Source organism: Mycobacterium scrofulaceum, from assembly GCF_001667885.1.
GTDB lineage: Bacteria > Actinomycetota > Actinomycetes > Mycobacteriales > Mycobacteriaceae > Mycobacterium > Mycobacterium scrofulaceum_C.
The window spans coordinates 96,138-116,900 of sequence record NZ_LZJW01000147.1; the positions used below are offsets into that span (position 1 = coordinate 96,138).

Genomic DNA, 20,763 nt, shown 5'->3' on the forward strand with positions numbered 1-20,763 from the left:
GTCTTCGCCTCCTACCACGGGCGGAGGCGATTGCCGTCCACGGCATGATGTGCGCAGGTGGCGCGCCCTTCTACGATTGGACGATGTTGCGTGCCGCAACGGGATACCTGCGCGAACAGTTTCGCCGACGAAGTGAGCTGATCCCCGTCGGCATCACCTGGGCGTCGTTCGTAGCCGTCGACGCCACCGAGGTGGCAGGCGGGGTCATCGCAATTCTGCAGCGGCCCACCGCAGACCTGCCCGTCGCGGTGGCCGCGTTCGCGTTGTCGATCTCACCCACGTTGTTGTTCTTCTTCCGCAACATGAAGCTGAGTCCGCTGCTGATGTGGGCGACCTGGTCGACGGCCACGGCCATGCTTCTGTTCGGAACCGCGACGCCCATCCACGCCGATTTCGCTCCGGCGCTGCTGGTGATGATGGTGCTGTCGGTCACGACGCTGAGCTCCGTCACGGGTGGCCTGTTGGCCGCCGCCTCGGCGGCGGCCATGCTGCTCGCCGCGTCCGTGCTGCACCGCCTGGACGCGGTGGTGCTGTACCTGGGTTTCGTCGGCGCGGGCTGGCTGCTGGGCTACATCATGCGGACTCAACGGCTGCTGCTGGCCGAACAGATTGAAGCGCAGAAGCTGTTGGCCGAGCACGCCGCCGCCGATGAGCGGCGTCGCATCGCCCGCGAGGTGCACGACGTGATCGCCCACTCGCTGAGCATCACCCTGCTGCATGTGACCGGTGCGCGCCGGGGACTGCAGCAAGATCGCGACGTCGACGACGCGGTCGAGGCGCTCGAACAGGCCGAGCGTTTGGGCCGGCAGGCGATGGCCGACATCCGCCGCACGGTCGGACTGCTGGACAACTCGCCGACCAAGGCGGCCCTAACGACGCCCGAACCCGGGATGGACGACGTGGGCGTTCTGGTCGCGGACTTCCAGCGGGCCGGCCTGGACGTGACGCTGAGCATCGACGGAGCCACCGAACGGGTCTCGGCGGCGGTCGGTCTGGCGCTGTACCGCATCGCGCAAGAATCGCTGGCGAACATCGCCAAACACGCGCCCGACTCGAAATCGACTCTGACGCTTGCGGTCTCGTCGGCATCGGCGAGGATCACGATCGACAACCGGTTACCGGTGGCGATCGCGGCCCCGCAGTCCGCCGAGGGTCGCGGCTTGCGCGGCATGCGTCAGCGCGTCGAGCTACTGGGCGGGGCCATCGACGCCGGACCGACCCAGGATGGATGGTCGGTGCGGGCCGACATACCACTGCACGAGGGGGACGCCGGCTGGCGCCCGTGGTGGTGCAAGGCGTGATCCCGAACGTCAACGAGGTTCCTGAGATCACCGTCCTGCTGGTCGACGACCAGGACCTGGTGCGCTCGGGGCTGCGCCGGATCTTGCGCCGCAAGGACGGGTTCCTCGTCGCCGCGGAATGCGCCGACGGTGACGAGGTGCCGGCGGCGGTTGCCGCACACCGACCCGACGTGATCGTGATGGATCTGCGCATGCGCCGAGTCGACGGCATCGAGGCGACCCGCCGGCTCGGGGGCACACCGCCGGTCCTGGCGCTGACCACGTTCAACGAGGACGAGTTGCTGTCCGAGGCGTTGCGCGCCGGCGCGGCCGGGTTCGTGCTCAAGGACTCGTCCGCCGAGGAACTGATCCGCGCCGTGCGCGCGGTCGCCAGGGGCGACAGCTACCTGGATCCCGCGGTCACCGCGCGCGTGCTCACCACCTACCGCAAAGCCGCACCCGGCCCGCGGGGCACCACGATCGCCGAGTTGACGACTCGCGAGCTCGACGTGCTGACACTGATCGGCAAGGGCCTTTCCAACGCCGAGATCGCCGACGAGCTCTGTATCTCCGGCGTCACGGTCAAGAGCCATATCGGCCGGATCTTCGGAAAACTCGATCTGCGGGATCGTGCGGCGGCGATCGTATTCGCCTATGACAATGGCATCGTCGTTCCACGCTGAGCGCTACAACGGCGCGCCCTGCTCCGCCAGGTTCAGCATGACGTAGGCCATGCACACGAGGAAGTTCAACACCACCAGGACCAGCCCGGCGAAGATCAGCGAGCGGGTGCCTTGTCGCTTCAGCCGCTTGTACCGCGCGGCTCGGGTTTCACGGTCGAACTGCAGAGCGATGAGCGCGAAATTGACGTCCATCACCTCGTGAGCCGCCAGGGGCGCGCCCGCGAGCATCTGCCGGACACGGTCGGGCGCCGTTCGGACACCGACGCGTTCGAAGTTCTGGCACATTCGCCGCGCGCGTCTTCGCGCGAGTGGTTCATATCGCATCTGCAGCTGATGCGCGAGTTGCCCTCTGTCGTCCCCCCACGGGTTTGACCGGGTCATCACGAAAGGGATTCTAAATCGCATCGGACCGATTACGGCGTGTCTACACGAACTATGTTGAGCTCGGTTGGTCCGCGAGGCCGCCGCTCATTCGCTCGGATTGGGATAAGTCCAGATAGCGTTCCAAGTTGCGGTGCATGTTGATCACGCGCCGCTCCTCGCCGGACAGCACCAGGTGGGTGAAGCCGGGTTGGTGCAGGCCGCGCTGCAGGCCCGCGAGCACCTGGATGTCCTGGGTGAGCACCACGCCGGGCTCAGCCTCGCCGGCGGCCATGCGAACGTCGGTCGGCTTGGCGCGGGGAGAGCCGGGCGGCATTCGGGTCATCAGGAACATGACCAGCTCGCCATGATCGGGGTCGGGACCGGGCCTCGAGCACATGACGGTGAGGTGGTCGGCGTTGGCCAGCAGCGTCAGGTTCGGGAAGACGTTGTACTGGTGCAGCCGGGTGATCCGGTCCGTGTCCGCCCAATCCAGGTTCACCCCACGACCGGCGGCAAACGCCCTGGTGTGCTCGGCGATGAGGTCCTGGACCGTTTGCCCGGGCCGGCGTTCCTCGGCGGGAAAGGGCGTGCCCTCGGCGGCGCCCATCAGCGCGCCTTGGGTGAAAACGTAAGCGTCCCAGACTTCTTCGTCGCTCAACGCTCCCCCGAAACGGGGGCTTGGCACGCCGTAGGGTTGGTCGGATTTGCCGGTGTGGCCCCAAATCCGTTGGGGTGCATGAATGTCGTCGACGCAACGCAGCAACTCGGGGTGCAGCGTCTGAATGTGGTAGGTCTCGCTGTACCCGTCGGCGATCGTCTTCCAGTTGGCCTCGACCTCGATGGTCAGCGTGGCGTAGCAACGAAAGTCGCTCAGCCGGCACCACGCGATGTCGCCCGGTACCGCCTCCAGATACTCGGACAGCGGCACCGCATCGAGGTCGAGATTGACGAAGACCAGTCCCTCCCAGGTGTCCACCGAGACCGGCACCAACGGGAAGTCGGACATTTTCAGCGACCCGAAGCCCTTGCGGTTGGGCACGCGCTTGAGCGTGCCGGCCAGGTCCCAGGTCCACCCGTGATAGCCGCACTTGAGCTCGCGCAGCCCGGAGCCGGAGCCCACACACACCGAATTGCCGCGGTGGCGGCACGCGTTTTGGAAGGCCCGGAGCACGCCGTCGCCGTCGCGAACGATCAACACCCCGTAGGGCCCGCACCGATACTCGAAGTAGTCGCCGGGCTCGGCGACGTGGTCCACCATGCACGCGAGCTGCCAGACCTTCGGCCACATTCGTTCGACTTCGAGGGCGGCGAACTCCGGCGAGTAATACCGCTGGGCGGGCACCAGGGTGGGGCTGTCCGGGGGAGTGCCGATCGCGTCCTCTTGGACATGCGAGCGGGTGCGGGTCGGGTTGCGGGCGGGGGCGTTCATGGGCGCCGCCTAACGCGCTCCCCGCACCAAGCGGCCGGGTCGCGCCCCGGTGTCGACATCGTTGCGCCGGGTTACGGTCCCGCTGACGATCGTGGCGGCGTAACCGCTGGCCCCCTGCAGGATCCGGTTGCCGCCGGCGGGCAGGTCGAAGGCCATGGCCGCCGGGTGCAGTGTCAGGGCGTCGAGGTCGATGACGTTGATGTCGGCCTTCTTGCCCTTCTCGATGGTGCCCCGGTCGGTGAGGCCGAACAGGTGGGCGGTGTCGCGCGCCTGCTTGCGGATGACGTACTCCAGCGACAGCTTTTCACCCCGGCGCCGGTCCCGCGCCCAATGCGTCAGCAGGAACGTGGGATACGAAGCGTCACAGATCATTCCGCAATGGGCTCCACCGTCGGAAAGCCCGAGTACGCCGGCCGGGTGCAGCAGCATCTCCCGGATCGCGTCGCAGTTGCCGTCGGCGTAGTTGAACAGCGGCAGCATCAGCATGGCGGTCGCGTCCCGCTCGAGCATGAGGTCGTAGAGCGTGGACAGCGGGTCCTCGCCGCGGGCTTCGGCGATGGCGGCGACCGTGCGGTCCGGGGTCGGCTCGTAATCGGGCGGATCGCCCAGCGCGTACAGCCGCTTGAGCGAATGTTGCACCAGGGCGAACATCCCGTCGAACAACAGCGTGGGGTCGGCGGGCAGGTCCTCGTCGGCCAGGATGGCCGCCTTCACCGCCGGGTCGGCCAGGCGCTGCGCGAGCTCCTCGCGGCTGCACTCGGCCGCGAGCCGGCGGTAGGTCGGCCGGTGGCTGAAGCCGTGATGACCCTGGAACCCGATCATCATGCCGAACGGGCGCGCCGCGACCTGTGGGTAGAGGCGGGCACCCTCGGCGTGCGCGTCCGCGGAGAGGTCGAGCATCTCGCGCCACAGGTTGGGGTCCGCGTCCACCTGAATCAGCGCGAAGGACACCGGCCGGTCGATCTCACCGCTCAGCCGGCGCATCCAGTCCAGTTCCTTCTTGGGCGCGACGATGTCCTCACCGGCGGATCCTTGCGGCGCCAGCTCGAAAACGGCCTGACCGCCGGCGGCCATGGCCCGGCCGAGCCCGAACAGCTCGTCCTCGGCCGCGAAGGTGCCGGGCACGGGTTCGCCGTCCATGGCGCGGTGCCCCATCGTCCGCGACGTGGAGAATCCCAGCGCGCCCGCCTCGATCGCCTCCCGCACCAGCCGGCCCATCGCCTCGATGTCCTCGGGTGTCGCCGGTTCGTTGCGCGCCCCGCGCTCACCCATCGCGTACGCGCGGATGGCACCGTGGGCGACCTGGCTGCCCACATCGACGGAGAATTTCTGCTTGCCGATCGCGTCGAGGTATTCGGGATAGGTTTCCCAGCCCCAGGTGATGCCCTCGGTGAGCGCGGTGCCGGGAATGTCCTCGACGCCCTCCATCAGCTCGATCAACCACTGCTCGGTGCCGGGACGCACCGGGGCGAAGCCCACACCGCAGTTGCCGGTCACGATCGTGGTGACGCCGTGACCGCTGGACGGCTCGAGCAGGCCGTCCCAGCTCACCTGGCCGTCGTAGTGGGTGTGGATGTCGACGAAGCCGGGCGCCACCACATGCCCTGTCGCGTCGATGGTCTCGGCGGCCTCGCCGCCCAGCGCGGGGTCTCCGTCGCCACGTCGGACGACGTCGACGATCTTGCCGTCCTTGATGCCGATGTCGGCTCGATAGCGCTCCGCGCCGGTGCCGTCGACGACGGTGCCACCAACAATCTTGAGGTCGAACATGAGACTCTCCTTGCCGCCATGGGCCGAAGGCGCGACCAGACCCGCAGCATTACGCTACGGCAAGTAGCGTAACTCGTGTGTCGGTATAGCAACAGGGTCTTGCGAGAATGTTCGACGATGGTCGTCAGCCTTAGGGCCAGATGCTGGCCATCGGGGTGCGTCGCGGCTGCTCCATCTTTGCGATGGTGTTGTCATGCACGTCAGAGAGCGCCGCACCCGGTGAGTCGTCGTCGCCGTCGGACACGGCCGCTCGTCGCCTAGCGGCCGTCGAGCTGTGCGAGCCGCGACGAGTTGCTCGAAGATCACCCGGCCGCCGGGACGATCGGCGACCGCAGGAAAGACAGGCGTCATACCGCAGTGCGTTGGGTGCCGAGTACCCGAAGCAGTTCGAGGGCCTGCGCGGCGCTGCTGCCCGGCTCAGCCGAGTGGACGATGAGTTTCTGACCGACTTCGGGCAGATGGAACATCTCGCAGTCCAACTCGATCTCGCCGACTTCTTGGTGGACGAACACTTTGGTCAGTGAGCGGCGTACGGACACCTCGTGCTCGTCCCACAGTCGGGCGAATTCAGCGCTGCCAGCTTGCAGCCGGCGGACCAGCTCCGCGCCGCGCGGGTCGGCGGGATGGGTTGCTACGGCTGCCCGCAAGTTGGCGACGTGGCCGCGGGCCGTCGCCGCGTGATCGGCTTCCCGAAATGGTTTGTGGCCGAACGGCTCCCCGCAGAAGAAAAGCAAATTCACGTTGCGATCGGCGTCGGTCAACGCGCTGAAGTCAGTGCCCACCAACGCGACGGCGGTGGGGGTCCACGCCAGTATGAACCCGAGGTCGTCGACGACGGTCGCAGGCAGGTCGCTGAGACGGTCCAGCAACCGCAGCACACCGGGTCGTACATGGTCGGAGCTACGGCCCAGTCGCGGCGCCTCCTCCCCGACCAGATGGAACAGGTGGTCCCGCTCGTCGTCGGACAACCGCAGCGCGCGGGCCAGTGCAGCGAGCAATTGGCGGGACGGGCGCGGCCCGCGGGCCTGCTCCAACCGCGTGTAGTAGTCGCACGACATGCCGGCGAGAGCGGCGACCTCCTCACGTCGCAGGCCCGGGGTACGACGACGCCGACCGGCCGGCAGGCCGACCGCCTCGGGCTGCAGTGCGGACCGCCGGCGCCGCAGGAAGTCGGCCAGGTTCGCAGCGTCCATCGCTCCATCCTGGCCTCGATCCTGCGGCTCAGCGAGGGATCGGCGATCCCAGGCTCAGCAGGTCTCTGCCACCGGTGATCAATCGATCGCAAAGTCGTAGCCATGACGACGTTGATCACCGGCGCAACCGGCAAAGTAGGTAGTCGATTCGCCCGGCGGATGCTCGCTGCCGGCGAGCCCGTCCGGCTGCTCGTACGCAGTGAAGACAGCGCGGTCCCACGGGGCGCCGACATCGCCGTCGCCGATCTGCGCGACGAGGCATCCGTCCGCGACTCGCTTCATCGAGTCACCGCAATCGTCCACATCGCCAGCTCCTTTCGGACGTTCTCGTCCGAGGAACTGGCGGAGACGGACGTCGCGGGCTCCGACGGACTGGCCAAAGCAGCGCTCGATGCGGGCATCGCTAGATTCGTCTATACCAGCACCAATCAGGTGTATGACGGCTGCGACTATGGCCGGCCGGCGACCGAGGATGACCCGGTGGGCACCGACCTGCACCTCTATCCTGCCGCCAAGGTCGAGGTCGAGAATCGGCTTCGTGTGCTCCACCGTCAGCGCGGCTTGGACCTGCGGATCGTTCGGCTGCCGTTCGTCTACGGTGACGGCGACCCGCACGTCGCCGACGCCGCCGCGATGCTCGCGGACCGGCCGTTGCACCAACGGCTGCCTACCGCTCACCACGCCGACGTGGGCCAGGCTCTGCTGCGAGCCCTCCGCGCGGAAGGCGTCGGCGGTAGGACCTACAACCTGTCCGATGACGCTCCCATGACCCTCTACGAGATCTACGAACTGCACAGCCTTCGGCTACCCGAGCAGGCGGAAAGCACGGACCAAACGGCTTCACCCTTCGCAGACCCATCGCCATGGCAGCACGCTGTGAGCACGGCCCGGATCCGCCGTGAGCTTGGCTTCCGCCCCCTGTATCCGACAGTTACCAGCGCCGCGGAGGCTGGCGCGCTCTGACCCAATTTCCGCGAAATGTGATGTCCCTGGGGAAAGCGGCGGAATCGAATATGCCGGTTACCGGCAAATCACTACGCATTCTCTAATGTATTGTCTCGCAGCTGGTTTCGGCGATTAGGCAATCAAGGAAGATGGCTACAGAGACATCCGCAGCGCCGCGACGGTCTCCAGATCGTCGAGAGCGGCGACACCCCGCCGCAGCCCTTCCATGGCGATGTCTTCGACTTGCATGCCGCCCATTCCGGCCGTGATCAGGGGGGCCACGTAGGCGTACAGCGCCGCCTGGCGGAACCGCCGCCACAGGTCGTCGCGGTCCAGTTGGGGGCCGCCAGCGGCCGCGAGGGCACGGCGGTAGTCGTCGAGCAGCTCGCGCTGGGTAGCCCGGCGATCCTCGGGGGTGAGGCTGGTGACCAGCGTGTAGGCCAGTTCCCGCGAGGGGTGCCCCCGTCGCACCGCCTGCCAGTCCAGCAGTCCGGCCTTGCCGCCGTGGAAGTACATGTTCCCGGGGTGGGCGTCACCGTGCATGACGGTGTGCGGGGGAGTGTCGATGAGCGCGGCGACGGCACGGTAGTTGTCGGCGATGAATCCGCCGGTTTCGACGGGGATGTCGGTGCGTTCGACCAGACGCTTGATCGAGGCGTGCATCAGTGAGCCGGTCAGCAGGGAGGTGACGTCGCCGGACGGCGTGTAGAGCCAGCCCAGCGGTCCGCGTCCGTCGCGGGGGAGTCGGTCCCAGAAGGTGGCGTGCAGGTCCGCGAGCAGCTCGACGATCAGGCTGGCCTGGTCGGGCGACAGGGGGTGCAAGGTGTCGGGAAACTCGCACGACTCGATGGGGAGGTCTTCCAGCACCACGAGGTAGCGCCCGGTCCAGGAATCGAACGCCGCCCCGTAGGAGTACGGGGCGCCGACGATCTGCGGGGCGAGTTGACGGTAGAAACGCACCTCGGTGTGGCCGAGTCGGCCCAGCTCACCCATCAACCGGGTCGCCGCGGTCTGCGCCGCGAGTTTGACGAACACCGAGTCGGGCACGTCCTTCCCGGTCAGCACCAGCCGTGCCCGCGCGGACGTCCCCGCGTCGCTGCCCAGGACACGGACCGATCGCACGGTGGTCCCCATCACCCTGGACAGCACCGCCGCGTCGATGTCCTGCACCCGGCGGGGCAGCCCGAAGCGGCTACCCACCACCGAGTCGGCGGCCACGCGGCCCATGCCGCGACCGAGGTGGGCGGTCAGGCCGGCAACCGAAAGCGCCTGCGTCAGGGGGTTGTTCATCGACTTCGTTTCTCGGTGCGGACGTGTCACCCGCGCCGCGAGCCGTGGGGACGTCGCGGCACGGGGTCAGACAAAAATACTCGAACGTCCCGACATCAGACAATAGTTAGTTATTGTCTGATCTGTGGTACCAGGGCTCGCACCACGAACTGCTCGACGAACTGGCGTTTGTCGGCCGCCGTGCGGTACCGCCACGAGGGCGCCAGCAGAAACAGCGTCGTGGCGTGCAGCCACTGCACCACCGACCGCGGATCGAGGTCGGCGTGCAGCCGGCCCGCGGCCTTCCACGCATCCAGCAGCGGTTGGTAATGCCGCAACAGCGTCTCCACGATGGGCTCCGACCCCTTCTCGAGGGCCGTCGCCACGGCGGTGCTCTCGGCGGCGAACAGCGCCTCGTTCAGCGGGTCGCCTTCGACCGATTCGACGCGGGCCAACACCATCTCGGGCACCGATCGCACCGGGTCGTCCGGAGCGGCCAGCGAGCGCACCAACTCGCCGAGCGCGTGGTCGACCCGCTTCAGGATCAGGCCCAGTAGGACGTCGTCGCGTCCGGGGAAGTACCGGTACACCGTGGACCGCGACACCCCCGCCTCGTCGGCGACCTCGCCCATCCGGAACTGCGTGTTGCCGCGGTGCACGATGCAGCGGCCGGCGGCGTCCAGAATGCGCCTGCGGGCCTCCTCGTCATCGAGGATCGCGCGATCGTCGCCCCACCGGCGGCTGGGTTCCATGGCGCAGATGTTACGGGATCCGTCGCGCAGAACTACGAATTGCGTTGCGAATCAAGCAGATCGCCCGAGAGGATAACCATGGCGTACTCCGCCGCCGACGAGTCGTTCACGCACCAGCTTCCGACCACGTTCGACGCTGTGCACGACAACGACCCGACCTGGTCTGATCGTTGCTATTTCTTCGCGGCGTCGCCCGACGGCGCCATGTTGTTGGCAAGTGGTTACGGCAACAATCCGAACACCGCCAGCGGATTGGGCTATGTCAAGGTGAGCCTTGCCGACGGCCGGCACTGGGATCTGTTATCGGGGCGACCGGTCGCCGGCGGCGACCGGGCCGACCTGAGTGCGGGGCCGATGCGCTGGACTTGCGTTGAGCCACTGAAGAAGTGGCGACTAGACGTCGAACCCAATGGCTCGGGAATCGAGTGGGAGCTTTATTACGAACCCAGCGCGCCGATGTGGGAGTTGCTGCCCATGAAGGTGACCGGCGACGACGGCCGGGTGCTCGCCGACATGTATCACATGAAGGAACCGGGCCGGTGGAGCGGTTGGGTGTCGATCGACGGCGAGCGGATCAGTGTCGACGGGTTTCACGGCGGTCGCGATCGCACCTTCGGCGTGCGCGTGTCCGACAAGATCGACTTCTGGCTCTGGCTCGACGCGGGCTTCGACGACCATGCGATCGAGGCCTGGGTCATCGAAACAGCGGATGGCGCAGTGCAATACGTCGACGGCGGCATCACGTATGCGGACGGAACACTTTCCAAGCGGTTCGTCAAGATCGAACACGACGTCGAGTTCGACGGCGAGCGCAAGCGGCCCGCCCGCGCGGTGCTGGTCTTCACCGACGAGGACGGCACGGCCCATCGGGTCACCGCCGACTCGCCGCACCAACACGTCAACGCCTATTACGGGCTGCCGATGGCGCACTGCCAGTACGAGGATCTGGGCGACGGCGCGTACTTCATCCATTTCCGTTGGGACAGCGGCAATCCCGACCAGCTCACGGAGACGGAGGGCAAGTCGATGGCGCTCGACCAGCTGATGCGATTCGAACGGGACGGCCACACCGGTTGGGGCATCTTCGAATTGCTGCTCGGCGGGGCAGGCTATCGCCGCTACCCGAACTGGACGGCGATGGACATGTCGGCATTCACCCAGGACAAAACCCCGGTCGAGCGACTGCCGGCCGAAGGGGCTCGGCAGTGACCGCGGGCGCCGCCTTCGAGGACCGCCTAACGGCGTGGCTCCGCACCCAACTGCCCGACTGCGACGACGTCCGCGTCGAGGGCCTCGACCGGGTGAGTTTCGGGCATTCGGCGGAAATGCTGATGCTGACCGTGGTCACCGAGCGCGATGGTCGGCAGGCGCACCGAGACGTGGTGCTGCGGCTGCGGCCCAGGCCGCCCGCGCTGCTGGAGCCCTACGACCTCCCGCGCCAATTCCGCATCCTGCGGGCCCTGCAGGACACCGCGGTCCGGGTGCCACCGGCGCTGTGGCTGGAAGAGACCGGCGAGGTGTTGGGCCGGCCGTTTCTGGTGATGGAACGGGTCGCTGGTGACGTCTACGAGATGCAGGCGCCCGAGGTCGCGGACGCGACGGTGGTGCGGATGTGTCAAAGCCTGGTCGAGCAACTCGCGGCGATCCATTCCGTCGACCTCGCCGCGACCGGCCTTGATGAGCTCGATGACGGCGCCGGCCACCTCGACCGCGAACTCGACCACTGGGCCGCGGAGATGGACCGCGTCAAACGCGGTTCGCTGCCCGCCCTCGAACGGCTCTATCGGGGGCTGCGGGAGAGAAAGCCGGCGCCATGCCCGACGGTCACCCTGGTGCACGGCGACGCCAAACCGGGCAACTTCGCCTTCACCGACGGGGAGGTGAGCGCGGTGTTCGACTGGGAGATGACCACGGTCGGCGATCCCCTGACCGACATCGGCTGGCTCGAGATGCTGTGGGCGCAACCCGTCGGAATCACCAGCCATCCCGCCGCGCTCCCGATCGACGCCCTGCTCGCCCACTACGAGCGGACCAGCGGCATCAACCTGCAGCACCGCGGGTGGTACCGCGCCTTCAACGCATACAAGATGGCCGTCATCTGCCTCATCGGGGCGATGCTCGTCGAGGATGGGCACAGCGACGATCAGAAGTTAGTCCTGGCCGCGTACGGCACCTCGCTGCTGACCAGAGCCGGTCTCGCCGAGCTCGGTATCGACGAACCCCTCGACGAGGGTCCGGTCTTGCCGCGCGAGGACCGCATTCAGGAGGTGCTGTCGCACGCCCCGTAGTTATTGCGGGTCGGGTCGTCCCGTCAGGGCGGTCCACGTCATCGTGACGCGCGTTCCGCGGGGCGTGCGGTCGATGGTCACTTGGTCCGCGAGGACCTCCATCAGCGGGATGCCGCGTCCCCGGAGCTGTTGCTGGTGTGGAGCCGGGACCTTCTGGCGCCATCGACCGCGATCGTCGACGGTCACTGCCAGCGTGTCGGCCCGGCGGTCATAGGCCGCGGTCACGTCGAGCGTTCCGCGGCGCGAGGCCTCGCAATAGGCGAATTCCGCGGCGTTGGCGATGGCTTCGTTCACCGCCAGCAGAACGTCGCTGAACCGGTCGGAACTCAGGGTGAAATGCGTCTCGAGCCAGGCACCGAACTCGGCTCGGGCCCGAGCCGCGCTGCGCGGGTCGGCCGCGAGGCGATTCCGCACGAAGCGGAACCGGTCGTCGGTGCGTGACACGTTATGCGACTGATCAGAGCGCCCCATCGTTTCCAGTTGTGCCCCCATCTCGAGGTTCACCCACCAGCGATGCCGCTCAGCGCGTCGTCGAGCGAGCTGTAGAGCGAGAGCACGCTGTCGATCCCCATCAACTTGATCGGCCTGCTGGTCGCCGACCCGTTGGCGACGACCGCGAATTGGGTGGGCGGCTCGGTCTCTGCCTGCGCCGTCACCAGGACCGTCATTCCGGCGGACGCCAAGAAGTCCACCTTCGACAGGTCGACGATCAGCGCGGCTGGTTTCGTCGCCAGCGCGGTCTGGATCGCCTCGGCCAGATGCGGCGAGCTGAGCATGTCCACCTCGCCGGAGACGGTAAGCACGACCGCCTGTTCTACCTGCTGTTTCCCCACTGAGAAAGCGGTCGGATCAATCGGATCACCGGTTAGTTCGCCCATGGTCTATCACTCACATTCGGTCCCGTGAGGGACCCGTTAGCTCTCATAACAGCCACTGCCAAGCCCGGGGGCTGCTTGTTCAACCCCACGGAAAGCGCTTGCCCGTCGGAGGAGACACACTCCATCGACCTGCGCTGCTAGCCACAGATGCAGCCGCAAGTTCTCAGTAGATGGTATGCCACTTGGCGAACCACGCCCAAAACGAGTGAACGAATAACGCCCCCGCGCCGTCCTGTGAGTGTGTGCGGCGGCCGCGGGAGAAGTTGCGCAGCGGATCGGCGCGTGCGTGAATGGCATGGCCGTGTGGCCTGCACAAACGCAGAAGGGCGGTGGCCGTGGAGTCCGGTGATCACGAAGGCCCGCAGGACGACCCGCCCGACGACGGCAAGCCCGCCCGGTCCCTTGCCGAAGCCCTGACCCGGCGGAGCGCATTGCTGGGTATGGGAGCGGTGGCCGGCATCGCCGCGGTCGACGTCGGTGGGTTCGCCTACGCCGGCGGCTGGTTGCGCCCCGGCGCTCTGACGCCGCCCCGGTTCGCCGACCGCTTCGAGCACGTCTACGGACTGCACGAGGGTTTCCGGCGGAACCACGCGAAGGGGCTCAGCGCCTCCGGAACGTTCACCAGCACCGGGGCGGGGGCGGCGGTCTGCCGGGCCGGGGTCTTCCGACCCGGGAGCGTGCCGGTGATCGGCCGGTTCTCCCTGTCGGGCGGTTTGCCGGATCAGCCGGACATGCCGACCACGGTCCGGGGGTTCGGCCTGCTCTTCCAGGGGCCTGGCGGTGAGCAATGGCGCACCGCGATGATCAACATCCCCGTCTTCCCGGACAGCACTCCGCAGGGGTTCTACGACCGGCTGCTCGCGTCCAAGCCTGTGCCGGAGACGGGTAAGCCGGACCCCGCGAAGATGGCCGCCTTCCTCGACCGCCATCCGGAGACCGTCGCGGCCATGAAGGTCATCAAGGCTGCGCCACCGAGTGCGGGGTTCGCCGACAGCACGTTTTACGGCCTGAACGCGTTTCGATTCACCAACGGCGCCGGAGCGACCGTCCCGGTGCGCTGGGCCGCCGTTCCCCAGGAGGCGGCGCCCGTGCCGGCGGCACAGGCCGCCAAGGACTATCTGTTCGACGACCTCATTCACGTGCTCGCCCAGCGACCGCTGAGTTGGCGGCTCGTGCTCACGATCGGCGAGCCGGGCGATCCGACGCACGACGCCACGAAGCCGTGGCCGTCACCGCGCCGCACCGTCGAGGCCGGGACGATCACCGTCACGGGCGTGCAGACCGAGGCGCCGGGCAACGCCCGCGACATCAACTTCGACCCACTGGTCCTGCCCGACGGCATCACCGCCTCCGACGACCCGCTGCTCGCCGCAAGGTCCGCCGTCTACGCCCGCTCGTTCACCCGTCGCGCCGAGGAACCCAAGCGACCCAGCGAAGTCGACGTGTCCCGGGTGCTGCGGTGACTGCCGGCGCCGCCGCGCCCCGGTTCGCGCTGCCGTCCCGCCTGTTGCACTGGCTGATGGCGCCGATGGTCATCGCGCAACTGCTGATCGGCGTCACGATGGTCGCGGCCCTGAGCTACTACCCGCTGCTGCTGGCCATCCATCGGCCCCTGGGAGTGCTGATCCTGATCTTCGCCGTGGTGCGGCTGGCGAATCGGCTCAGGCACCGGCCCCCACCGTTCCTGTCCACGATGAGCGGCGCGGAGCGTCGGATCGCGACGTGGTCGGAATACCTGCTCTACGCGCTGCTGCTGGTACAGCCACTGACCGGGTGGGCGATGCTCTCGGCGGCCCGGTTTCCCGTCACCCTGGTGGGTCCGCTGCGTCTGCCCGGGATCGCACCGCACAGCATCGACGTCTTCGCGGTGCTCCGCGAGTGCCATGGCGCGTTCGCGTTCCTGCTGTTCGCGACGTTTACCGCCCACATGTGCGCGGTACTCTTCCACACGCTCGTTCTGCGCGACCGGCTCCTTGATCGCATGGCGCTGTGGCGCGTCAGACCAGCCGCCCCGCAACCAGGCCAAGCCGAGCGGTGACGGCCTGCCTTCTGGGCCTTTGACCGTCCGAATATGATCGGCACGATTATTTCAAGGGTGCGGACTGCAGGCGCCGTGACCGTACGGGACCACGAAGGAGTGGAGAACTTCCATGCCAAACGAGAAGCAAGCGGACCGGATGGCGTCGGGGAAGGGCTTCATCGCGGCGCTCGACCAGAGCGGCGGCTCGACGCCCAAGGCGCTGCGCCTCTACGGCATCGAGGACAACGCGTACTCCTCCGAGGAGGAGATGTTCGACCTCATCCACCAGATGCGTTCGCGGATCATCACGTCGCCCGCATTCAACGGTGACCGGGTGCTGGCCGCGATTCTGTTCGAGCAGACCATGGACCGCGACATCGAGGGCAAGCCGTCGACCACCTACCTGTGGGAGACCAAGGGCGTGGTGCCCTTTCTGAAGATCGACAAGGGTCTGGCCGACGCGTCCGATGACGTGCAGCTGATGAAGCCGATCCCGGGATTGGACGAGCTGCTGGAGCGCGCCGTGAGCAAGGGCGTCTTCGGCACCAAGGAGCGGTCGGTGATCGGCGGCGCCAACGCCAAGGGCATCGCCGCCGTGGTCGCCCAACAATTCGAGCTGGCGCATCAGGTGCTCTCGCACGGTCTGGTGCCCATCATCGAACCCGAGGTCACCATCTCGATCTCGGACAAGGCCGAGGCCGAGCGCATCCTGCGCGACGAGATCACCAAGCAACTCGAGAACGTGCCCGAGGGTCAGCGCGTGATGCTCAAGCTGAGCCTGCCCACGGAGGTCAACTTCTACCGCCCCCTGATCGAGCACCCGAAGGTGATGCGGGTCGTCGCCCTCTCCGGCGGCTACTCCCGCGAGGAAGCCAACGAGCTGCTGGCCAAGAACACCGGGCTGATCGCCAGCTTCAGCCGCGCGCTCACCGAGGGCCTGAGCGTCGACCAGTCCGACGAGCAGTTCAACGCCACGCTGGACAAGGCGATCCAATCCATCTACGACGCCTCGGTCGCCGGCTGACCTACCTCCCTGGACATCACAGCTAGTAGCGGTGGCGGGCCAAGCGCGGCGGGCCGTCACCGGCGTCGTGTTCGTCTGACACCGCGGCGGGCACCATCTCGCTCGTCACCAGCCCGTCGTCTCGGGTCAATTCGTCGATCACGCCGAAGGATTCGGCGATGTGGGGCGGGGTGTCCACGAGAATGGTCACCACGGGAACGCGCCGGCGCAGCGAGAGCAGCTTGTCGCCGTGCGGCCGGTGGTCGCCGTGATATCCCCAGATGCCACGCAATACCGTCGCCCCGTCGGGTGCGTCGCGCTGACACAGCTGCTGCACGATCGCGCGGTGAATCGGCACCCCGTCGATCAAGGCCGACTCGGACGTGTAAACGGTCAGCTTCTGGAACAGCGACAGACCGCGTTCGTCGACACCCGGCAGGGCGTGCGGCCGTTCCAGCAGTTCGCCGTCGCGCTTGCACACCCGGACCCGCTCCAGCGTGAACATCGGTTCCCCAAGCAACTCGGCGAGCTCCGGCAGCACCCCCGCGATGCGCTCACCGGATCCGACGGCCACGATCATCATCGGCACGTTGGCGTTGCGACCGAAGAAGCGCGCACGATGCCGCTGCCCGTGGGTGACTCCGTCCACCCCCAGCAGCACCGAGGCCCCTGCGATCCTCCGCCGATGCAGGAGATCGCAGACGGCGACGTACGCCGGGGCGCCGTTGACGCGTTCCTTGCGGCCGACGTAAACGGTCAGCTTGACGGCTTCGCGCAACTCCTCGGGAAGCTCCGGTGGGCCCGGGAAGGCCCCGTCGCCGCGCAACAGCCTGGCCCGCTCAAGGGTGACCAGGCCCCGCTGTTTGACCGCGAGCACCGGGTCGAGCAGAGCGTCGATCTTCGCCCTGGTGTCGACCGCCACGATCGCGACGGGCGGATCCTCGGACAACGTCAGCGACTCGTCCGTTCTCAGGTACCGACCGGTGCCGAACCCGGCGGCACCCCGCAGCACCACACCGCAGGCGATGCGGTGCCGGGCGTAGAGGTCGAGCAGCACATCGGACACGAACCCCGCGTCGGTCCGCCGACGCTCGGCCAGATAAGTGGTGAGCTTGAGGCAGTCCTCGTCCATGGCCGCTCCCGTCGCTTTGCGGCGATCCTACTCGGTTTCAGACGTCAAGCGCCGCAACGGTGTTCGATAAGACCCACTCACCGCAGCTTTTCGGTCGGCACCGCGTACCGGTCCTGGTAGGCACGCACCCGCTCCCGCACCTCGCCGGCCGGCAAGCCGGTGTCCGACCAGGTGTAGCGGCCGCGGCCCCCGTCGCCGGGATGGGCGGCGAGGAAGTCGCGCATCTTCTGCTCGGCGTCGGGGCGCAGCTCGCGGTCGAGCCGTTGGTAGATGTCCTTGATCGTGGTCCACGGGTCGTTGATGAAGTCGCTGTATTGCACGTCGATCACGCGGTCGGCCGGCACCGCGCCGCTGTCCCGCAGGGCCATCTCGCGCTCCAGGCCGACGACGATCTCCTCGTAGGACTGAGCCGCACACTCGGCGATGGTGGATTCGTCGCTGCACATCCGGCGCAGGTGGTGCGTCAGGGCAGCGATCGACGAGATGACGTTGAGCGGGTCGCGGTGCGTCTGGACGATCAATGCGTCGGGGTATTCGGCCAGCAGCGTGTCCAGCTGCCAGAGATGCGCGGGCGACTTCAGCAACCACTGGCCCGGGACCCCGGATTGCAAGTGCTGCAGGAAGATTCGGTGATAGCGGTACGCGCCCGCGTGGTCCGCCTCGTAGAGCAGCCAGCGGTAGTAACTGGGCAGGCGGTACTGCACGGAGAAAATCATGCTGACGAATTCCCCGGCCGTGATGCGCACGCATTCCTGCCCGACGAGGGCGCCCATCGGATGGAAAGCGAGAAATCCCGGCATGATCTGCTCGGACATGTCGATGCTGGCCTGCGCCTGCGCGATCCGCGGATCGTCGTGATAAGACTCCGGCTGCGGAACCGGGCAGGGCTCATCGACCTCCCACGTCAACGGGGCGCGCAGCTCGGGGTCCTGGGCCAGCAGGTCGTAGAGGATCGTGGTTCCGGTGCGGGGCTGTCCGACGATGAAAATCGGCGCGGTGATCGGTTTGGCGGCGACGTCGGGATGTGCTTTGCGCCAAGCGATCACACCGAGGCGATTCTTAAGGGCCCGCATGATGTCGAGGTGCGCGATCTCCACCCCGATGTCCGAGAGCCGCGCGTCGTGGATCAGCCCGTCGGTCAGGCGGTGCAAGCCGGGCCGCCAGCCCTCGGCGCCGAAGTCGTCGCTGCCGGCCTCCTCGCAGGCGGTTGCTATCAGCCGCTCGGGGGCGAATCGATCTTCCAGCGTCATCCCGCCTCCTCGCATCGGCGCACCGACACCTTCACGTCGGGCGGGCTGGGGTTGTCCAGCCAGCGCAGCACGACGAAACCCCGGTGCCTGCCACCGGTGTCGAGCCAGTGGCCCAACCCGAAGTCGTTCGCGGAGATGGCGATCCGCACCCGGCCATCGGGATCGGGTGCCACGCCGCGGTTGGTCACGGAGCTGTGCCGGGCGCGCGGCTCCAGGCACTCGTGCCAGATGCTTTCCAGAGTGACGTTCCAGTACCGGGTCTGGGGCGGGGCGATGTCGAGCACCAGCGCTTCGTCCGGTTGCAGCCGGTAGGTCCCGATCATGTACAGGTTGTCCGGGGTGGTGTCGGCGGCGCCCAGGTTGGCGGCCTCCGCGGTCAGCAACGTGTTGGGCGCATCGAGCAGTTCCGGCTTGATGGTGCGGTGCAGCGTCGTCAGCTTCATCAGTGACCAGGCCATCGCGGTGAGCTGGTCGGCGACCTCGCCGTCGGTCAGCGGGCTCAGCGGCGCGGGGTCCAGCGCCTCGATGCGTAACGTGGCGAGTTGTTCGTGCGCGCGGTCGCCGATGTACTCGCGGACCACCACCGACGAGGCGTCGTCGGGGATCTGCACCCACTGCGCATTCGCGAGGTCGGCGGGTTGGTCGGCCGACAGCACGAGCGTGAATTCGCCTGCGGCCAAGGCCAGGTCGACATCGCTGACATATCCCGCCATGCGCCGCGGCGTGAGCCCGGTCCCGGCCAGGATCTGCAGCCCGAGGTAGGCGCTGGTACCGCGGGAGCCGGTGATCCGGTAGCTCCGGTCACCACGGATCATCGCCAGGTAATAATTGCCGTCCGGATTGGGACCGCCGACCATGCGGTTCTCCGAACACATATCGAAAAAGGTGGGCCGCTCGGCATCGGCCTCCACCGACATCTGCGCGCACAGCGACGAGACGCGGGCGATCATCCGCATCCCTTCCAGCAGCTCCCGCTCGGACTCGGCGTCCTCGGTCACGATCTTGCTGACGTCGGTGACCATCTGCTGGAAGAACTGCCACGCGGCGCGCGCCTTCGGCGCGGCCGGCTCGGACAAATCGAGGCCTTGAGACATCGTCTCATGCTAAGACTATGTCTTACGATCGGGAGTGGATTCGCGGGAAAAGGTCGGGGGAATGGCTGCCACGACATCGTTGGCCGAACGCAAGCGGACGGCCATGCGTCAGCGCATCGCCGCCGCCGCCGCTTCGCTGGTCGCCGATCGCGGGTTGGCGGGCACGACGGTGGACCGCATCGCCGACGAGGCCGACATCGGGCGGGCGACCTTCTTCCGCTACTTCAACTCCAAGGAAGACGCGGTCGCCGAGGGCATGACCGTCCACTGGCTCAACCGGATCACCGCCGCCCTGGCGGCCCAGCCCGAGCGCTTGAGCGCGACCGATGCGGTCATCGGCGCCTTCACGGAGCTCGCCGGCGGGTTCGCCGACATCGAGGACCAGATTCGCGAATTGGCGGTTTTGACAAGGTCATCCGACACACTGGACGCCTGGACACTGCACATCTACGTGCGGTATGAGCTGGCGATCGCCGACCTGATCGCACCGCGCCTGCCGCGACTGGCACCGCAGGATCCCCGGCCCCGCTTGATCGGCGCCCTGGCGATGGCGACCGTGCGCATCGCCCTGGACGACTGGCTCAGCCACGGGGGATCCCTGCCCGACCGGGTGGGTCAGGGTCTGGCGGCGATCACCGTCGGTTGATCGGCCGGCGTCAGCCGAGGAGCGCCTCGACGATGAGCCGCGTCGTGCGTTCGGCTCGCCGCCGCGAATAGGACTGGGCGCCGGACAGGATCGGATAAACCACGCCGCCGACGATCGCGTCGGCGGCCGACTCGGCGGTGGCGGCGGCGATACCGTCGGCGAGTAATCGGTCCCGCACGCTGTCGTGCAGCGGCGCGCTGAAGCCCGCCCGCAGCCGCACGGCCGTCTCCTCGTGTTCCATGCACGCGACGGTCAGGGTCCGCAGCATGGCCGAGCCGCGGTCGGTCGTCAGACTGGCGACCAGCTTGCCGACCCAGCCCACCAGGTCGGCGGCCAGGTCGCCGGTGTGGGCTACCGAGGCCAGCAGTTTGTCGGCGTCCTCGAGCATGACGTCGGCGACCAGCGCCGGGCGGCTGGGCCACCACCGGTAGATCGTCTGCTTGCCCACCCCCGCCCGGGCGGCGACCGCCTCGATGGTCAGCCCGTCGAAGCCGCGCTCCAGGAGCAATTCGCGGGTGGCGGTGACGATCGCCGTGCGCGCCTTCTCGCTGCGGCGCCTCGGCGCGCTCACCTGGGTGAGATCGCTTGGCATATGGTGATCCTCACTGCCGCCGCCGCCCGCTTTACATCGCCTGACTAACCCCGGTAGTCTGCCACAAGACGAGACGGTTCGTCTTGTTGCTGCCATCGAAGTAGCGGCGATCGCAAGCGCGGCGAAGCCGGGCGCAGCGGGTCGGCGCCATCAGGCTCGGAAGGGTAACAGTCCGT

Annotated in this window: 21 protein-coding genes; 9 read left to right on the forward strand and 12 right to left on the reverse strand. The window is 67.7% G+C overall.

Annotated elements, in window-relative coordinates; genetic code table 11:
- Window positions 1–83: 83 nt before the first annotated feature.
- Together A5681_RS21270 and A5681_RS21275 are read left to right on the forward strand one after the other, a co-directional pair.
- The gene (locus A5681_RS21270) at window positions 84–1,301 is read left to right on the forward strand and encodes a sensor histidine kinase (RefSeq protein ID WP_067280062.1); all 1,218 of its coding nucleotides are present in this window, start codon (window positions 84–86) and stop codon (window positions 1,299–1,301) included.
- A complete protein-coding gene (locus tag A5681_RS21275; protein ID WP_197498674.1) occupies window positions 1,283–1,963 on the forward strand; it encodes a response regulator transcription factor in 681 nt (226 codons plus the stop codon). The genes A5681_RS21270 and A5681_RS21275 overlap by 19 nt, the downstream gene beginning before the upstream one ends.
- Window positions 1,964–1,966: 3 nt before the next feature.
- Here A5681_RS21275 and A5681_RS21280 read toward each other — a convergent pair whose 3' ends face one another.
- The 4 genes from A5681_RS21280 to A5681_RS21295 all read right to left on the reverse strand — a co-directional run bounded on the left by A5681_RS21280 (window position 1,967) and on the right by A5681_RS21295 (window position 6,718).
- Window positions 1,967–2,248: a hypothetical protein gene (locus A5681_RS21280; protein WP_156738084.1), complete on the reverse strand. Its 282-nt coding sequence runs from the start codon at window positions 2,246–2,248 to the stop codon at window positions 1,967–1,969.
- Window positions 2,249–2,396: 148 nt separating this feature from the next.
- Window positions 2,397–3,755: an aromatic ring-hydroxylating oxygenase subunit alpha gene (locus A5681_RS21285; protein ID WP_067279876.1), complete on the reverse strand. Its 1,359-nt coding sequence runs from the start codon at window positions 3,753–3,755 to the stop codon at window positions 2,397–2,399.
- A 9-nt stretch (window positions 3,756–3,764) separates the two neighbouring features.
- Window positions 3,765–5,525, reverse strand: coding sequence for an N-acyl-D-amino-acid deacylase family protein (locus A5681_RS21290; protein ID WP_067279878.1), 1,761 nt, complete (start codon window positions 5,523–5,525; stop codon window positions 3,765–3,767).
- Window positions 5,526–5,872: 347 nt separating this feature from the next.
- Entirely contained in the window at window positions 5,873–6,718 is an 846-nt protein-coding gene (locus A5681_RS21295) for a helix-turn-helix transcriptional regulator (protein WP_067279881.1), read from the reverse strand.
- 111 nt (window positions 6,719–6,829) lie between these two features.
- Between A5681_RS21295 and A5681_RS21300 the strand changes: the two genes are divergently transcribed.
- Window positions 6,830–7,681, forward strand: coding sequence for an NAD-dependent epimerase/dehydratase family protein (locus A5681_RS21300; protein ID WP_197498675.1), 852 nt, complete (start codon window positions 6,830–6,832; stop codon window positions 7,679–7,681).
- Between the two features lie 135 nt (window positions 7,682–7,816).
- On the opposite strand, the gene A5681_RS21305 is transcribed toward A5681_RS21300, so the two are convergent.
- On the reverse strand, window positions 7,817–8,953 hold the full coding sequence (locus A5681_RS21305; protein ID WP_067279886.1) for a phosphotransferase: 1,137 nt from the start codon (window positions 8,951–8,953) through the stop codon (window positions 7,817–7,819).
- 110 nt (window positions 8,954–9,063) lie between these two features.
- Complete coding sequence (locus tag A5681_RS21310) at window positions 9,064–9,684, reverse strand: TetR/AcrR family transcriptional regulator (protein ID WP_067279889.1); 621 nt, start codon at window positions 9,682–9,684, stop codon at window positions 9,064–9,066.
- Window positions 9,685–9,762: 78 nt separating this feature from the next.
- Here A5681_RS21310 and A5681_RS21315 point away from each other — a divergent pair, with 78 nt between their 5' ends.
- Both A5681_RS21315 and A5681_RS21320 read left to right on the forward strand, forming a co-directional pair.
- The gene (locus tag A5681_RS21315; protein WP_067279892.1) at window positions 9,763–10,893 is read left to right on the forward strand and encodes a DUF7064 domain-containing protein; all 1,131 of its coding nucleotides are present in this window, start codon (window positions 9,763–9,765) and stop codon (window positions 10,891–10,893) included.
- Complete coding sequence (locus A5681_RS21320) at window positions 10,890–11,972, forward strand: phosphotransferase family protein (RefSeq protein WP_067279895.1); 1,083 nt, start codon at window positions 10,890–10,892, stop codon at window positions 11,970–11,972. The genes A5681_RS21315 and A5681_RS21320 overlap by 4 nt, the downstream gene beginning before the upstream one ends.
- Here the strand turns inward: A5681_RS21320 and A5681_RS21325 are convergent, their stop codons facing one another.
- Entirely contained in the window at window positions 11,973–12,416 is a 444-nt protein-coding gene (locus A5681_RS21325) for an ATP-binding protein (RefSeq protein ID WP_082968477.1), read from the reverse strand.
- A 56-nt stretch (window positions 12,417–12,472) separates the two neighbouring features.
- Window positions 12,473–12,850, reverse strand: coding sequence for an STAS domain-containing protein (locus tag A5681_RS21330; RefSeq protein ID WP_067279899.1), 378 nt, complete (start codon window positions 12,848–12,850; stop codon window positions 12,473–12,475).
- A gap of 440 nt (window positions 12,851–13,290) precedes the next feature.
- Between A5681_RS21330 and A5681_RS21335 the strand changes: the two genes are divergently transcribed.
- The 3 genes from A5681_RS21335 to A5681_RS21345 all read left to right on the forward strand — a co-directional run bounded on the left by A5681_RS21335 (window position 13,291) and on the right by A5681_RS21345 (window position 15,894).
- On the forward strand, window positions 13,291–14,313 hold the full coding sequence (locus A5681_RS21335; protein ID WP_067280074.1) for a catalase family peroxidase: 1,023 nt from the start codon (window positions 13,291–13,293) through the stop codon (window positions 14,311–14,313).
- Window positions 14,310–14,888 carry a cytochrome b gene (locus A5681_RS21340; RefSeq protein WP_067279901.1) on the forward strand — a complete coding sequence of 193 codons (579 nt, stop codon included), beginning with the start codon at window positions 14,310–14,312 and terminating at the stop codon, window positions 14,886–14,888. Before A5681_RS21335 ends, A5681_RS21340 begins: the two co-directional genes overlap by 4 nt.
- 112 nt (window positions 14,889–15,000) lie before the next feature.
- Entirely contained in the window at window positions 15,001–15,894 is an 894-nt protein-coding gene (locus A5681_RS21345; protein WP_067279903.1) for a fructose bisphosphate aldolase, read from the forward strand.
- A 22-nt stretch (window positions 15,895–15,916) separates the two neighbouring features.
- On the opposite strand, the gene A5681_RS21350 is transcribed toward A5681_RS21345, so the two are convergent.
- From A5681_RS21350 to A5681_RS21360, 3 genes are all read right to left on the reverse strand, one after another.
- Window positions 15,917–17,005 carry a DUF190 domain-containing protein gene (locus A5681_RS21350; protein WP_067279907.1) on the reverse strand — a complete coding sequence of 363 codons (1,089 nt, stop codon included), beginning with the start codon at window positions 17,003–17,005 and terminating at the stop codon, window positions 15,917–15,919.
- A gap of 77 nt (window positions 17,006–17,082) precedes the next feature.
- Window positions 17,083–18,255 (reverse strand): sulfotransferase family protein, encoded by a 1,173-nt coding sequence (locus tag A5681_RS21355; RefSeq protein ID WP_067279910.1) that lies wholly within the window; start codon window positions 18,253–18,255, stop codon window positions 17,083–17,085.
- Window positions 18,252–19,349, reverse strand: a complete 1,098-nt coding sequence (locus A5681_RS21360) for a DUF1214 domain-containing protein (protein ID WP_067279913.1) — start codon at window positions 19,347–19,349, stop codon at window positions 18,252–18,254. Before A5681_RS21360 ends, A5681_RS21355 begins: the two co-directional genes overlap by 4 nt.
- A 61-nt stretch (window positions 19,350–19,410) precedes the next feature.
- Between A5681_RS21360 and A5681_RS21365 the strand changes: the two genes are divergently transcribed.
- Window positions 19,411–19,995, forward strand: a complete 585-nt coding sequence (locus A5681_RS21365; protein WP_067280077.1) for a TetR family transcriptional regulator — start codon at window positions 19,411–19,413, stop codon at window positions 19,993–19,995.
- Between the two features lie 10 nt (window positions 19,996–20,005).
- On the opposite strand, the gene A5681_RS21370 is transcribed toward A5681_RS21365, so the two are convergent.
- Window positions 20,006–20,587 (reverse strand): TetR/AcrR family transcriptional regulator, encoded by a 582-nt coding sequence (locus tag A5681_RS21370; protein ID WP_067279916.1) that lies wholly within the window; start codon window positions 20,585–20,587, stop codon window positions 20,006–20,008.
- Window positions 20,588–20,763: the final 176 nt, after the last annotated feature.